The sequence below is a fragment of the Streptomyces sp. NPDC051563 genome (assembly GCF_044454225.1).
GTDB lineage: Bacteria > Actinomycetota > Actinomycetes > Streptomycetales > Streptomycetaceae > Streptomyces.
In genome coordinates this window covers 343,919-358,679 of record NZ_JBITDL010000001.1, presented here as the reverse complement: position 1 = coordinate 358,679, position 14,761 = coordinate 343,919, and the positions used below count along the sequence as shown (strand labels likewise).

11 protein-coding genes and 3 tRNA genes are annotated in these 14,761 nt (G+C 72.4%); 6 read left to right on the top strand and 8 right to left on the bottom strand.

Annotated elements, in window-relative coordinates; genetic code table 11:
- Positions 1 to 12: 12 nt before the first annotated feature.
- From purL to purS, 3 genes are read right to left on the bottom strand one after another with little or no spacing between them, the layout of a single operon-like run.
- A complete protein-coding gene (gene purL, locus ACIA8F_RS01715; protein WP_399376166.1) occupies positions 13 to 2,262 on the bottom strand; it encodes a phosphoribosylformylglycinamidine synthase subunit PurL in 2,250 nt (749 codons plus the stop codon).
- A complete protein-coding gene (gene purQ / locus ACIA8F_RS01710; protein ID WP_399376165.1) occupies positions 2,259 to 2,939 on the bottom strand; it encodes a phosphoribosylformylglycinamidine synthase subunit PurQ in 681 nt (226 codons plus the stop codon). Before purQ ends, purL begins: the two co-directional genes overlap by 4 nt.
- Before the next feature lie 2 nt (positions 2,940 to 2,941).
- Complete coding sequence (gene purS, locus ACIA8F_RS01705; protein WP_008740952.1) at positions 2,942 to 3,193, bottom strand: phosphoribosylformylglycinamidine synthase subunit PurS; 252 nt, start codon at positions 3,191 to 3,193, stop codon at positions 2,942 to 2,944.
- A 356-nt stretch (positions 3,194 to 3,549) separates the two neighbouring features.
- Between purS and ACIA8F_RS01700 the strand changes: the two genes are divergently transcribed.
- The 6 genes from ACIA8F_RS01700 (at position 3,550) to ACIA8F_RS01675 (ending at position 6,273) form a co-directional block, all read left to right on the top strand.
- Positions 3,550 to 3,867, top strand: a complete 318-nt coding sequence (locus ACIA8F_RS01700; protein WP_356511550.1) for an Lsr2 family protein — start codon at positions 3,550 to 3,552, stop codon at positions 3,865 to 3,867.
- 87 nt (positions 3,868 to 3,954) lie between these two features.
- Positions 3,955 to 4,026: transfer RNA gene (locus tag ACIA8F_RS01695), tRNA-Gly, on the top strand.
- A gap of 79 nt (positions 4,027 to 4,105) precedes the next feature.
- Positions 4,106 to 4,178 (top strand) — tRNA-Gly (locus tag ACIA8F_RS01690).
- Between the two features lie 145 nt (positions 4,179 to 4,323).
- The gene (locus ACIA8F_RS01685) at positions 4,324 to 5,568 is read left to right on the top strand and encodes a sensor histidine kinase (protein ID WP_399376164.1); all 1,245 of its coding nucleotides are present in this window, start codon (positions 4,324 to 4,326) and stop codon (positions 5,566 to 5,568) included.
- Positions 5,565 to 6,176 carry a response regulator gene (locus tag ACIA8F_RS01680; protein ID WP_399376163.1) on the top strand — a complete coding sequence of 204 codons (612 nt, stop codon included), beginning with the start codon at positions 5,565 to 5,567 and terminating at the stop codon, positions 6,174 to 6,176. The genes ACIA8F_RS01685 and ACIA8F_RS01680 overlap by 4 nt, the downstream gene beginning before the upstream one ends.
- Before the next feature lie 24 nt (positions 6,177 to 6,200).
- Positions 6,201 to 6,273: transfer RNA gene (locus ACIA8F_RS01675), tRNA-Gly, on the top strand.
- Between the two features lie 81 nt (positions 6,274 to 6,354).
- On the opposite strand, the gene ACIA8F_RS01670 is transcribed toward ACIA8F_RS01675, so the two are convergent.
- The 5 genes from ACIA8F_RS01670 to ACIA8F_RS01650 all read right to left on the bottom strand — a co-directional run bounded on the left by ACIA8F_RS01670 (position 6,355) and on the right by ACIA8F_RS01650 (position 14,678).
- The gene (locus ACIA8F_RS01670; protein ID WP_399376162.1) at positions 6,355 to 7,257 is read right to left on the bottom strand and encodes a phosphoribosylaminoimidazolesuccinocarboxamide synthase; all 903 of its coding nucleotides are present in this window, start codon (positions 7,255 to 7,257) and stop codon (positions 6,355 to 6,357) included.
- Between the two features lie 77 nt (positions 7,258 to 7,334).
- Complete coding sequence (locus ACIA8F_RS01665) at positions 7,335 to 8,822, bottom strand: N,N-dimethylformamidase beta subunit family domain-containing protein (protein ID WP_399376161.1); 1,488 nt, start codon at positions 8,820 to 8,822, stop codon at positions 7,335 to 7,337.
- A gap of 333 nt (positions 8,823 to 9,155) precedes the next feature.
- Positions 9,156 to 10,754, bottom strand: coding sequence for a hypothetical protein (locus ACIA8F_RS01660; RefSeq protein ID WP_399376160.1), 1,599 nt, complete (start codon positions 10,752 to 10,754; stop codon positions 9,156 to 9,158).
- A 321-nt stretch (positions 10,755 to 11,075) separates the two neighbouring features.
- Positions 11,076 to 12,329, bottom strand: coding sequence for a phosphoribosylamine--glycine ligase (purD, locus tag ACIA8F_RS01655; RefSeq protein ID WP_399376159.1), 1,254 nt, complete (start codon positions 12,327 to 12,329; stop codon positions 11,076 to 11,078).
- Between the two features lie 60 nt (positions 12,330 to 12,389).
- A complete protein-coding gene (locus ACIA8F_RS01650) occupies positions 12,390 to 14,678 on the bottom strand; it encodes a DNA polymerase III subunit gamma and tau (RefSeq protein ID WP_399376158.1) in 2,289 nt (762 codons plus the stop codon).
- Between the last annotated feature and the right edge of the window lie 83 nt (positions 14,679 to 14,761).

The following is a 14,761-nucleotide window of genomic DNA, read 5'->3' as shown; positions in this document are numbered from 1 at the left end:
ACGGGTGGCGGCTCAGGCGAGCAGGGCCGGGATCGTGGCCTCGTGGGCGGTGCGGAGCTCGGTCAGGGGGAGGGTGAACTCGCCCTGGACCTCGATCTCCTCGCCGTCGACCACACCGATCCGGGTGGCCGGCAGACCCCGCGCACCGCACATGTCGGTGAAGCGGAGCTCCTCGCTGCGCGGGACGGCCACGATGGCCCGGCCCGCGGACTCGGAGAACAGGAAGGTGAAGGCGTCCAGCGCCTCGGGCACGACGATCCGCGCACCGTTGCCGCCCTTGAGGCAGGACTCGGTGAGCGCCTGGATCAGGCCGCCGTCGGACAGGTCGTGCGCGGCGTCGATCATGCCGTCGCGCGAGGCCGAGATCAGGATCTCCGCGAGGAGCTTCTCGCGGCCCAGGTCCACCTTGGGCGGCATGCCGCCGAGGTGCTGGTGGACCACCTCGGACCAGGCGGAGCCGCCGAACTCCTCGGCGGTGTCGCCGAGCAGGTACAGCAGCTGGCCGGCCTCCGCGAACGCCATCGGCGTACGGCGGTTGACGTCGTCGATCACGCCGAGCACCGCCACGACCGGGGTCGGGTGGATGGCGATGTCGCCCGTCTGGTTGTAGAGGGAGACGTTGCCGCCGGTCACCGGGGTGCCCAGCTCCAGGCAGCCGTCCGCGAGTCCGCGGGTGGCCTCGGCGAACTGCCACATGACGTCCGGGTCCTCGGGGGAGCCGAAGTTGAGGCAGTCGGAGATCGCGAGGGGCTTGGCGCCGGTCGCGGCCACGTTGCGGTAGGACTCCGCCAGTGCGAGCTGCGCACCCGTGTAGGGGTCGAGCTTGGCGTAACGGCCGTTGCCGTCCGTGGACATGGCCACGCCGAGGTTGGTCTCCTCGTCGATGCGGACCATGCCGGCGTCCTCGGGCTGCGAGAGCACCGTGTTGCCCTGGACGAAGCGGTCGTACTGGTCGGTGATCCAGGACTTCGAGGCCTGGTTCGGCGACGAGACCAGGGCCAGGACCTGCGCGCGGAGCTCCTCGGAGGTCTGCGGGCGGGGCAGCTTGCCCGCGTCGTCGGCCTGGAGCGCGTCCTGCCACACCGGGCGGGCGTACGGGCGGTGGTAGGTCGGGCCCTCGTGGGCGACGGTGCCCGGGGGCACGTCTACGATGAGCTCGCCGTGCCAGTAGATCTCCAGGTGGTCGCCCTCGGTCACCTCACCGATGACGGTGGCGATGACGTCCCACTTCTCGCAGATCTCCATGAAGCGGTCCACGTACTGCGGTTCGACGATCGCGCACATGCGCTCCTGCGACTCGCTCATGAGGATTTCCTCGGGCGAGAGCGTGGCGTCGCGCAGCGGGACGGTGTCGAGGTCGACGCGCATGCCGCCGGTGCCGGCGGAGGCGAGCTCGCTCGTGGCGCAGGAGAGCCCGGCGCCGCCGAGGTCCTGGATGCCCGCGACCAGCTTCTCCTTGAAGATCTCCAGGGTGCACTCGATGAGGAGCTTCTCCTGGAAGGGGTCGCCGACCTGGACCGCCGGACGCTTGGTCGGCTTCGTGTCGTCGAAGGTCTCCGAGGCGAGGACGGACACGCCGCCGATGCCGTCGCCGCCCGTGCGGGCGCCGTAGAGGATGACCTTGTTGCCGGGGCCGGAGGCCTTGGCGAGGTGGATGTCCTCGTGCTTCATGACGCCGATGCAGCCGGCGTTGACGAGGGGGTTGCCCTGGTAGCAGGCGTCGAAGACGACCTCGCCGCCGATGTTCGGCAGGCCGAGGCAGTTTCCGTAGCCGCCGATGCCCGCGACGACGCCCGGCAGGACGCGCTTGGTGTCGGGGTGGTCGGCCGCGCCGAAGCGGAGCGGGTCGACGACCGCGATCGGGCGGGCGCCCATGGCGAGGATGTCGCGGACGATGCCGCCGATGCCGGTGGCCGCGCCCTGGTAGGGCTCGATGTACGACGGGTGGTTGTGCGACTCGACCTTGAAGGTGACCGCGTACCCCTGGCCGACGTCGACGACTCCGGCGTTCTCGCCGATGCCGACGAGCATGGCGTCGTTCTGCGGCACCTTCTCGCCGAACTGCTTCAGGTGGACCTTGCTGCTCTTGTACGAGCAGTGCTCGGACCACATGACGGAGTACATGGCGAGCTCGGCGCCGGTGGGACGGCGGTCGAGGATCTCGCGGATCCGGGCGTACTCGTCCTCCTTGAGGCCGAGTTCCTTCCAGGGCTGGGAGGCGTCCGGGGTCTCGGTGGCGTTCTTGACGGTGTCGAGGCTCATGCGCTGACCAGCTTCTTCAGGACCGAGGTGAAGAACGGGAGGCCGTCGGTGCGGCCCGTCCCGATCAGCGGCTCGACCGCGTGCTCGGGGTGCGGCATGAGGCCGACGACGTTGCCCGCGGCGTTGGTGATGCCGGCGATGTCGCGCAGCGAGCCGTTCGGGTTCACGTCGACGTACCGGAAGGCCACGCGGCCTTCGGCCTCCAGTTCGTCCAGCACCCGCTCGTCGGCCACGTAGCGGCCGTCCATGTTCTTGAGCGGTACGGAGATCTCCTCGCCGGCGGTGTAGTCGCCGGTCCAGGCGGTCTCCGTGTTCTCCACCCGCAGCTTCTGGTCGCGGCAGATGAAGTGCAGGTGGTTGTTGCGGAGCATCGCCCCCGGCAGCAGGTGCGCCTCGGTGAGGATCTGGAAGCCGTTGCAGATGCCGAGGACGGGCATGCCGCCCCTGGCCTGCTCGATGATGCTCTCCATCACCGGCGAGAAGCGGGAGATGGCTCCGGCGCGCAGGTAGTCCCCGTAGGAGAAGCCGCCCGCGAGGACGACCGCGTCGACCTGGTGGAGGTCCTTGTCGCGGTGCCAGAGCGATACGGGCTCGGCTCCCGCGAGGCGCACGGCGCGCAGAGAGTCACGGTCGTCGAGCGTTCCGGGGAACGTGACGACTCCGATGCGAGTGGTCACCGTCAGGCCTCGACCTTCACGGTGAAGTCTTCGATGACGGTGTTGGCGAGGAAGGTCTCGGCCATCTTGTGGATGCGGTCGAGGGCGGCCTGGTCGACCGGTCCCTCCACTTCCAGTTCGAAGCGCTTCCCCTGGCGGACGTCGGCGATCCCTTCGAAGCCCAGGCGCGGCAGTGCACGCTGCACCGCCTGGCCCTGGGGGTCGAGGATCTCCGGCTTGAGCATGACGTCGACTACGACGCGTGCCACTGGCACTCCCGATGAGGTGGTTGGTGCGAAGGCGGTTCCCTCAGCGTACCTGGAGGAAATTTCTACGCGGGTAGATTTCTCTCTTGTATGATCCTCCACGCCGTTTCGGCTTCACCAACGCTTCGCAAAATCCGCCGGAAAACCACGCGCCCGGGATTGCGGCGGGACACGCGGAGATAATTAACTGGGCTTCGCAATGCAATGAGAATCGGGGTACAAAGGATTCCTCCGTCGCACCGGCATTTTCCGGTGCAACGGAGACGCCAGAAAGATGCATTCTTCCGATACATCCACACAGGCGACATCACCGCTCCGTCCGCGCACGTCAGCGGGAGCGGCGTCGCGCGAAGGGACCGATATCCGTGGCGCAGCGCGTAGTAGTCACGATCTCCGACGACATCGATGGCGGAGATGCATCGGAAACGGTCGTCTTCGGGCTGGACGGTAAGTCGTACGAGATCGACCTCAATGTGGCCAACGCAAAGAAACTCCGGAAGAGCCTGGCCCCCTTCGTGGCCGCCGGCCGCCGGCAGGCCCGCTCGGGGAAGACCTTCAAGCACACCGCCATCGCCCCCGACCCCGCAGTGGTCCGGGCCTGGGCCCGCTCCAACCAGCTCGACGTCCCGCCGCGCGGGCGCATCCCCAAGAAGGTCTACGAGGAGTACAACGCGGCTCACTGAGAGCCGATTTGCCATCCACCCCTACCGGTCCGCTAGTGTGTGGATCACGCCAAGGGGCGCGGCCGAGAGGCCGGACCCCGAAGTCGTGCGGGTGTAGTTCAGTAGCAGAACACCCCCCTTCCAGGGGGGAGGCGCAGTGTGCGATCCCTGTCACCCGCTCTGCTCGCTTTACCGACCACGGTTGTGGATCAGGTAGAGTGATGCACGCATCGCACGGCAGTTTTGTCGTGGGAAGCATGCGGACGTAGCTCAGTTGGTAGAGCACCACCTTGCCAAGGTGGATGTCGCGCGTTCGAGTCGCGTCGTCCGCTCAGCGTATGAAGGCCCCGGTCATCGACCGGGGCCTTTGTCGTATCTCCGGCGCATGTCCGCCGTATGTCCCGGGTTATCGGTGGCCTCCGAGATCCATGACAGGTGTCATGGCCGCCGCGGCCCGGGGCCCGCGAGACTGGGGCCATGAAACTCAGCGGCTGGTGGAAGAACCGCAGCAGCGCGGGGAAGGTCGAGCTGTACACGCGCTGGTCGTTCCACTTCTTCGTGGCCCTCGAGATCGTGTCGATCGGACTGGCCGTGCTGGGCTCGACGGGCGGAAAGGGCTCCCCGGTCGTGCCGGTCGCCCTCTTCCTCACGGTGTGCGCGCACTCCGTCCTCGTCGGCTTCCTCTCCGCCCGGTCGCTCGACTGGATCCTGGGGCGGCGCGAGCGCCCGGTGCGGCTCGCGGTCGCCGTCACCGCCCTGACCGCCGCCGCCACCCTGGGCGTCCTCGGCCTGCGGGCCGCCGGGTTCACCGGCGACCCGGCGACGGGCCCGGCCCTCCTCGCCGGAATGACCTGCTTCGCCAGCGGCACTCTCGTCCTGTGCCTGCCCAAGGTCCGCCAGATGCGCTACGTGGCACCGGCCGCGGCCGCCTACACGGCCCTGGCGTCCCTCGCCTTCGGCATCCCGGCCGGCGAGACCGCGGGGCTCGCCGTCGGAGTACTGCTGACCAGCGCCCTGATCAGCGCGGCCTGCGGATTCTCCGGCTGGCTGCTCGACACCGTCTACGAGCTGGACCGGGCCCGCGAGGTCCAGGCACAGCTCGCGGTGGCCGAGGAGCGGCTGCGGTTCGGCCGGGACCTGCACGACGTGATGGGCCGCAACCTCGCGGTGATCGCCCTCAAGAGCGAGCTGGCCGTACAGCTCGCGCGGCGCGAACGCCCCGAGGCCGTCGACCAGATGATCGAGGTGCAGCGGATCGCCCGGGAGTCCCAGAAGGAGGTCCGCGACGTGGTCCGCGGCTACCGCGAGGCCAACCTCGCGGTGGAGCTGGAGGGTGCGCGCGGAGTCCTGCACGCGGCCGGGATGGACTGCCTGGTCGAGTACGAACAGGGCGGCGAGCTGCCCGCCGAGGCCCAGTCGGCGCTCGGCTGGGTGGTGCGCGAGGCGACGACGAACGTGCTGCGGCACGGCGACGCCCGCAGCTGCGTGATCCGGCTGACTGCCGCCCCCTCGGGCGCGCTGACGCTGGTGGTGGAGAACGACGGGGCGCCCAAGGCCCCGGCCGGGCCGCCGGGCTCGGGGCTCGCGGGCCTGCGGGAACGGCTCGCGGTGCTGGACGGCACGCTGGAGGCCGGCCCGGTGGACGGTGGCCGGTTCCGGCTGCGGGCGCAGATCCCCGGCGCGGCGGCCGGTCCGATCCGAGAACTGGAGGCGCGGGCATGAGCCCCGTACGCGTACTGCTGGCCGACGACGAGCACCTGATCCGCGGCGCGCTCGCCGCGCTGCTGGGACTGGAGGACGATCTGCTGGTCGTCGCCGAGGCCGCCTCGGGGCCGGAGGCGCTCGCGATGGCGCGGGCCCACCGGCCGGACGTGGCCGTGCTGGACCTGCAGATGCCGGGGTCCGACGGTGTGAGCGTGGCCACAGCCCTGCGGGCCGAACTCCCCGACTGCAAGACCATGATCGTGACCAGCCACGGGCGGCCGGGCCACCTGAAGCGGGCCCTCGCGGCGGGCGTGCGGGCCTTCGCCCCGAAGACCGTCTCGGCGCAGCGGCTGGCCGAGCTGATCCGTACCGTGCACGCCGGAGGCCGTTACGTCGACCCGGAGTTGGCGGCCGACGCGATCAGCGCGGGCGACTCCCCGCTGACCGCCCGCGAGGCCGAGGTGCTGGAACTGGCGGGGGACGGGGCGCCGATCGCGGAGATCGCGGAGCGGGCCTCGCTCTCCCCGGGGACGGTACGCAACTACCTGTCCTCGGCGGCCACGAAGCTGGGCGCCGAGAACCGGCACACGGCGGTGCGTCTCGCACGGGCCCGGGGTTGGGTATAGTAGTTCTCGCGCTACGGCGCACCTGCGGACATAGCTCAGTTGGTAGAGCACCACCTTGCCAAGGTGGATGTCGCGCGTTCGAGTCGCGTTGTCCGCTCAGCAGTGAAGAAGCCCCGGTCCTCGGACCGGGGCTTCTTTCGTTTCCGGCCCGGGGACGCCCCCGGGCCGGAACGCGGATTCAGGCCCAGGTCAGGCCGGTGAGGCGCTCGTAGGCCTCGACGTAGCGGGAGCGGGTCTGCTCCACGACCTCCTGCGGGAGGGCGGGTGGCGGGAGTTCGCCCTTGGAGTCCCAGCCGGAGGCCGGGGAGGACAGCCAGTCGCGGACGTACTGCTTGTCGAAGGAAGGCTGGGCGTGGCCCGGCTCCCACAGGTCGGCCGGCCAGAAGCGGGAGGAGTCCGGGGTCAGCACCTCGTCGGCGGCGACCAGGTTGCCGTCCTCGTCGTAGCCGAACTCGAACTTGGTGTCCGCCAGGATGATCCCGCGGTCACGGGCGATGTCCCGGGCCCTGCCGTACACGGCGAGGGTGGTCCGGCGCAGCAGGGCGGCCGTCTCGGCGCCCTGGGTGCGGGCGACCTCTTCGTAGGAGACGTTCTCGTCGTGCTCGCCGACCTCGGCCTTGGCGGCCGGGGTGAAGATCGGGCCGGGCAGCTCGGAGCCGTCGACGAGGCCCTCGGGCAGGCCGAGGCCGCAGACCGTACGGGTCTTCTCGTACTCGGCGAGGCCCGAGCCGGTCAGGTAGCCGCGGGCCACGCACTCGACGGGGACCATGGCGAGGTTCCGGCAGACCAGGGCGCGGCCGGCCCAGTCGGCGGGGGCGCCGGCGGGCAGCTCGGTGCTGATGACGTGGTTCGGGACGATGTCCGCGAGCTGGTCGAACCACCACAGGGACAGCTGGGTCAGGATCCGGCCCTTGTCCGGGATCTCGGTGGGCAGCACCCAGTCGGCGGCGGAGATGCGGTCACTGGCGACCATGACGAGATGGCCGTCCTCGTCGCGGTAGAGGTCGCGGACCTTGCCGGTGTGGAGGTGGACGAGGCCGGGCACCTGGACCGGCTCGGGCTTTTCGACGAATCCGGGCACGGAGTCTCCCTGTGGTTCTGTACGAGCGCGCGGCCCATTCTCCCGCACCTGCCCGCCACCTCGGACAACGGGTCCGGTCAGTCCCTCTTGCAGATCCGGTCGAGGAGGTTGGCGGTGGCCCGCTGGACCCGCTCGTCCACGTGCCCGGGGCGGTCGAGGGCCGGGGACCAGGCGAAGGTGCCGGAGGCGAAGACGAGCGCGCCGCTGGGAGCCCGGTACAGGGAGGTCTCCTGATGGCGGCGGTGGCCGTCGCCGTCCTCGTACGGGGAGTGCGCGAGCAGGATCCGGCTCTGGTGCTCGGGGAGCTGCGTGCGCGGGAAGTACCGGTCGGCCTCGCCCGCGACCAGGCCGGGCAGTTCGTCGTTCTCGACGGCTCCGGTGGAGTCCCAGAGCCAGTGCGTGGCATTGCGCACGATGAGCGGCGCGGGCTCGGGGACCCGTCCCGCGTACTGGATGCCGAGGAGCTGCTGCTCCGGGCGGTCCACCTCGCGCCAGAGGCTGGGGCGGCCCGGACCGCGGCGTTTTCGGCAGGTCAGGAGCCGGTCGTCGACTCCGGAGGGCGAGGGGGAGAGCTCGACCTGCCAGTACATGGTGTTGGCGGAGAGGAAGACGAGCGAGGTCCCGTGGTCGCGGGCGCGCTCGACGGTGCGGCGCATGGGCCCGGACCAGTACTCGTCGTGCCCGGGGAAGACCAGGCCGCGGTAGCGGGTGGGGTCGACGCGGCCGGCGTGCAGATCGCGGGCGTCGGCATAGGCGAGGTCGTAGCCGTAGCGCTCGGCCCAGCGGATGAAGTCGTAGGCGTGGCCCACGTGCAGGGGCAGGCCCGCACCCGCGTAGGGGCGGTCGAAGGAGACGGTGATGGCGGCGTCGCGCTCGCCGAGCAGCCGGCCCTCCTCGTCCCAGGCGTGGTAGAGGCTCGCGCCCGTCCTGCCGTCCTCCGGGTAGAGGTTGTAGGCCTGCCAGGTGATGTCGGGCATCAGCAGCAGCAGATCGGCCGGGTGGTCGTCGCGCACCGTGAAGGGGATGTGCGAGCGGTATCCGTCGGCGGTCGTCAGGACCGCGACGTAGGCGCCGACGCTCCAGTACGAGGGGACCTGGAGCCGCCAGGACAGCCACCAGTGATGACAGGAGACGGTGCGGTCGGCGGTCAGCGGTGCGGGCTGGACGATGCCGGAGAGCCGGGGGCTGGTGGTGATCTTGGAGGCGCCGTCGCCGCCGTAGTGCCCGATGCGGTAGACGTCCACGGAGAACTGCTGGGGCGGATCCACGGTGATGTGGAAGTCGATGGCCTCACCGGGCGCGACGGCTCCGGTGGAGGTGAACCCCTTGATCTGCCGGTGCACGTCGTCGGCGGTGCGGGGGCCGCCCGCGCTCCGGGCGCGGGGGATCTGCTGCCCCGGCCCGGCGGCGACCGCCGGGTCCACGTACCAGGGCACGACCTGGCCGTTGTCGTCGTAGTAGAGCTCGCTCCCCCGGAGCCACGGCAGGGGGCCCTGGCCGAAGGGGTCGGTCACCGCGTGCGCGAGCGCACCCGACTCCCAACGCCTGATCTGCTCCGCACCCATACCCCTGCTCCCCTCCCTCGCTCCCCCGAACGCCGCGACCTGTCCCCAGCACATCACATAACGCACGCACTCCGTCACCGTTCGTCGCGAAAACTTCAACGGGGATCCCGGATCGCAACCGGGCCCGGCACGGCCCCGGGCGCCGCAGGGCCGCGGGGGCCGGAGGGGCTGGGCCGTCTCTTTCGGATCTTGTCGGCCGAGCCCGCGGCGTCCGGTGCCGTGCCCGGGCGTGCTGCCGGGGCGTTCGCGTACTGGGCGTACGTGGTCGCCCCGGCAGTGCGGCCGGGCGCGGTGCCGGGCGTCGCGGGCCCGGCAAGATCCGGAAGAGACGGCCTAGACCAGGCGGACCGGCTTCTCGGGGCGTACGCCGACCTCCGCGAGCCAGTCCCGCAGCGGGCCGGGATCCCGGTCCTCCACGAGCGACAGCACCGGTCCGGCGAGATCGGTCCGCCGCACCCCGGAGACCAGCAGGACCGGCCCGTCCAGCCAGTCCAGCCCGGGCTCGCCTCCCGCGGAGTCGACCGCGGCGCAGCACACCAGCGCCACGACGTGGTCCGCCAGCAGGTCCCGCCCGCTGCGCGGAGCCTCCAGCGGGAACAGCGGCAGTGCATCGGCCCCGCGGGCCGCGGCGGCGGCCGCGACGGGCACGGCCTCCCGCGCGAGGTCACCGCTCAGCCGGCCCGCCAGGGCGTCGGCATCGGCGTCCGCGAGGTGGTTCAGCACCCGCTCCACCGTGGAGGCGGCGGGCACCGACGCGGCCGACAGTCCGTCCAGGGCGGCCAGCAGGCGGGCCGCCTCGGTGCGCCACTTGCGGTCGACGACCTCTTCCGGATAGGCCGCCCAGTCCACCGGGGACCAGTCCGGGCCGGCCTCGGCCGGGCCGCCGTGGAACAGCCGCGCGGCCAGCAGCGAGGCGGCCTCGTCCACCGCACCCGGCTGGTCCAGCAGATCGCACGCCGGGCGCTCGCCCAGGCGCGAGGTGAACCCGTCGGCCAGCCGGTCGCGGCGGGACAGTTCGGTCAGTGCGGAGACCACGCCCGCATCCAGGTGGGCGGGCCAGCGGCCCATCCGCCAGGCGGGCAGGGCGACGCGGGTCAGCAGCCGGTCCCAGCCGGCGTACGCGAGCCCGACCTGCTCCTGGGCGGCGATGCGCAGCGCGTAGTCCACACCCTGTGCACGGTCCGAGGCGGCGGCGGCGACCCCGCGCTCCATTTCGGCGGCGTCCACCCGGCACAGCCGCAGCAGCAGCCGGGCGGGGGCGGCGATCCAGCCGAGGAAGGGCCGGCCGCCCACGTCTACGGCGGCGTCCAGGCCCCGTACGAATCCGCGCGCGTCGGCTATGTCGGGGTGCGCGGAGGGGCCCGTACCGGCGACGACGGGCGCGAGGACGGCCCGGAGTTCGGCGACCCTCATCCACCACAGGAACGGCGAGCCGATCACCAGTACCGGGGCGGCGCCGGGCTCGGACTCCGGGCCGCCGGCCGTACCGGATATGCGGCCGCGGGCACGGCGGTGCGCCGCGTGCGTGCGGTCCTCCAGCCAGCTGTCGCAGTCGGGGGTCAGGGCTATCGCGGAGGGCGCCGGAACGTCCATCCGGTCCGCCAGGTCCCGCACGAGCCGGTACAGATCGGGAGCGGCGGACTCCGACAGCGGCACGGTCGGGGTCATGGCGGGGCTCGCCCGCAGCACGACGGCGGCGAAGATCCCGCCGACGAGCAGGACGAAGGCGGCGACGGCGCACACGGCGAGGGTCACGGCCGGCCAGGGGTCACCGGCGAGCCGGCCCGTCGTACGGGCGCTCACCAGCACCACGGCCACGGCGGCGGGCAGCAGCCCGACGGCCAGCGCCCTGCTGCGCACACGCAGCACGGCCAAGGCACGGGAACGCGCGGACGGCGTACCCACTTCAGCGATCGAACCGGTTCCGGACACGGCCGGACCTCACCCCCTCTGCCATGCGGCGGCGTTGCTCACTCCCCCACTGTGACATCAGCCACTGACATCGCAATGCCGGTGGGCCATGTGCCGGAACGGGAGCCGCAATGCTTGCGCCGCACCATAGTTGGGGCACGGGCGGACGTCAGGCAGACCGGGTGACGATCACCCGATGGAATGGCTTTGGGTAAAGCTGGGTGCGTTCGAAAGCGGCTGGATGCACTCGCACGCGAGCATGCGCGCGGGCCCGGCCGCACCGAGTGCGCACCGGGCCCGCTGACACGTGAGAACCCAACAACCGGCCCTGCCCAGGCCTGGTCAGCCCTGTTCCGCGGCCTTCGCCGCGATGTCCGTGCGGTACTGCGAGCCGTCGAGCCCGATCCGCCCGACCGCCGTATACGCCCTGTCCCGGGCCTCCGCCAGGTCGGAACCGGTCGCCGTCACCGACAGCACGCGACCGCCCGCGCTGACGACGGCGTCGCCCTCGCTGCGGGTCCCGGCGTGCAGCACGTACGCGTGGGGGGCGTCCAGCTCGGCCACCTCGGCCAGGCCCGTGATGGGGTCCCCGGTGCGCGGGGTCTCCGGGTAGTTGTGGGAGGCGATGACCACCGTGACGGCCGCGTCCTCGCGCCAGCTGAGCGGGGGCAGGGTGTCCAGGGTGCCGTTGGCGGAGCCCAGCAGGACGCCCGCGAGCGGGGTGCGCAGCCGGGCCAGGACCACCTGGGTCTCCGGGTCGCCGAAGCGGGCGTTGAACTCGATGACCCGGGTCCCGCGCGAGGTGATCGCGAGGCCCGCGTAGAGCAGCCCGGAGAAGGGGGTGCCGCGGTGGCGCAGCTCGTCGACCGTGGGCTGCAGCACGGAGGCCATGACCTCGTCGACGAGCTTCGGGTCGGCCCAGGGGAGGGGCGAGTACGCGCCCATGCCGCCGGTGTTGGGGCCCGCGTCGCCGTCGAGCGCGCGCTTGAAGTCCTGCGCGGGCTGGAGCGGCAGCACGGTGACGCCGTCGGTGATGGCGAAGAGGGAGACCTCGGGGCCGTCGAGGAACTCCTCGATGACCACGCGGTCGCAGCCCAGCGCGTGGGCGCGGGCGGCGGCCCGGTCGTCGGTGACCACGACGCCCTTGCCGGCGGCGAGGCCGTCGTCCTTGACCACGTACGGGGCGCCGAAGGCGTCGAGGGCCTCGTCCACCTCGTCCGGGGTGGTGCAGACGTAGCTGCGGGCCGTCGGGACTCCGGCGGCGGCCATCACGTCCTTGGCGAAGGCCTTGGAACCCTCCAGCTGCGCCGCTTCGGCGGAGGGGCCGAAGACGGGGATGCCGGCCGCGCGCACGGAGTCGGCGACTCCGGCGACGAGTGGGGCCTCCGGACCGACGACGACCAGGTCGGCGCGGAGCTCGGTGGCGAGCCGGGCGACGGCTTCGCCGTCGAGCGGGTCGACGGGGCGGAGCTCGGCCACCTCGGCGATGCCGGCGTTGCCGGGAGCGCAGTACAGCGCGTTGACGTCGGAATCGAGGGACAGAGAGCGGCACAGGGCATGTTCGCGGGCGCCGCCGCCGATGACGAGGACCTTCACGCCATGAAGACTAGCCCGCGTTCCCGGATGCCCTTCGTGCGGGCACCCAAGTCGGACCCCCTAGTCGTTCGTATATTCCTCTACAACGGTGGCCCCGAGCTCGCGCACGATCAGGTCGTGTCCGCTCAGCGCCGTGTCGACGAGGTCCGGGTCGTCGGCCTCCGCCACGTCGTCCTCGGGGGCGACCGGCGGGGGCGCCTGGTGGGTGGGCGGCTGGTGCTGCTGGGACTGCTGCTGCTGGTACGACTGCTGCGGCTGCTGGGACTGCTGCGGCTGCTGCTGGTACCCCTGCTGGGGCTGCTGCGACTGCTGGGGCTGCTGGTACGACTGCTGGGGCTGCTGCGGGGCCTGCTGGGCCGGCGGCTGGTTGTAGGCGGGCGCGGGCGGAGCCCCGTAGGACGACGCGGACACGGGGGCCACGGGCTGGGCTCCGCCGCCGACCACGGCCTCGATCTTCCAGGTGACCTGGAACTGCTCGGCGAGCACCGCCTTGAGCACGTCCTCGCTGCCGCTGCTCGCGAAGTTGTCGCGGGCTCCGGCATTGGGGAAGCCGAGCTGGAGGGTGGTGCCGTCGAAACCGGCCACCTGGGCGTTCTGGCTGAGCAGGATCCAGGTGAAGCGGCGGCGGTTCTTGACGGCGTCCAGGACGGCCGGCCACATCGCCTGGATCTGCCCCGCGCCGGCGGCCATGCCGGGGGACGGGGCGGCGGGCGCCGCCGGAGCGGAGCCCTGGGAGGACGGCGCGGGGGCCGCCGGGGGAGCGGCGGCCACCGGGGCGCCGGGGGTGGCCGCACCGGGCCAGGCACCCGCGGCGGGGGCGGCGGCCGGAGCCGGGGCGGACGCCGGGGCCGCGGGGGCGCCGGGGGTCGCGGCGCCGGGCCAGGCACCGGGAGCGCCGCCGCCGGGCTGCGCGGCTCCGGGCCACGCCCCGGGGGCGGCGGCCGGGGCCGCGGGGGCGGCCGCCGGCTCGGGCGGGGCCACGGGGGCCTGCTGCGCGGGAGCCTGCTGCGTAGGAGCCGTGGCCTGGTGCGCGGGAGCCTGGTGCGCGGGAGCCTGGTGCACCGGGGCCTGGTGCACCGGGGCCGGCGGCGCGGGGGTCCGTACCGCCGCGGGGGCCATCGCCTGGGCCTCCGGCCCGGGCACGTAGCCCATGGCGGGCGCCGCGGCGAAGGCAGCGGCGGCGGAGGCCGCGCCGCCGCGCTCCAGCCGGTCGAGCCGCGCCTGCACCGAACGCTCGTCGTCGAAGGCGGCGGGCAGCAGCACGCGGGCGCAGATCAGCTCCAGCTGCAGCCGGGGCGAGGTGGCTCCGCGCATCTCGGTGAGACCCGTGTTGACCAGGTCGGCGGCCCGGGACAGTTCGGCCGCCCCGAAGACGGAGGCCTGGTCCTGCATCCGCTCGACCACGTCGGCGGGGGCGTCGATGAGCCCCTTCTCGCGGGCGTCGGGCACGGCGGCCAGGATCACCAGGTCGCGCAGCCGCTCCAGCAGGTCGGCGACGAAGCGGCGCGGGTCGTTGCCGCCCTCCACCACCCGGTCCACGATCTCGAAGGCCGCGGCCCCGTCCCCGGCGGCGAACGCGTCCACGACGGCGTCGAGGAGGGTCCCGTCGGTGTACCCGAGGAGCGAGGTGGCCATGGCGTACGTCACACCCTGCTCGGCGGCGCCGGCCAGCAGCTGATCCATGACGGACATGGAGTCACGGACGGATCCGGCTCCGGCGCGCACGACGAGCGGCAGCACGCCCTCCTCGACGTGGGCGCCCTCGCGGCCGCAGACCTCGCCGAGGTAGTCCCGCAGGGTGCCGGGGGGCACGAGCCGGAAGGGGTAGTGGTGCGTCCGGGACCGGATGGTGCCGATGACCTTCTCGGGCTCGGTCGTGGCGAAGATGAACTTGAGGTGCTCCGGCGGCTCCTCGACCACCTTCAGCAGGGCGTTGAAGCCCGCCGGGGTGACCATGTGCGCCTCGTCGATGATGTAGATCTTGTACCGGCTGGAGGCGGGCCCGAAGAAGGCCTTCTCGCGCAGGTCGCGCGCGTCGTCCACACCACCGTGCGAGGCCGCGTCGATCTCGATGACGTCGATGGACCCCGGGCCGTTGCGCGCGAGGTCCTTGCAGGACTGGCACTCCCCGCAGGGGGTGGGCGTGGGGCCCTGCTCGCAGTTCAGGCAGCGGGCGAGGATGCGCGCGCTGGTGGTCTTGCCACAGCCTCGCGGCCCGCTGAACAGGTACGCGTGATTGACCCGGTTGTTGCGCAGGGCCTGCATCAGCGGGTCAGTGACATGCTCCTGCCCGATGACCTCGGCGAAGGACTCGGGGCGGTAGCGGCGGTACAGCGCAAGGGACGACACGTATACGAGGTTATCCGGGCCCACCGACAACAGTGGCCCGCAGAGCGCGCGGACGCCCGGCGGCCCGGCCGGCCCGACCCGTC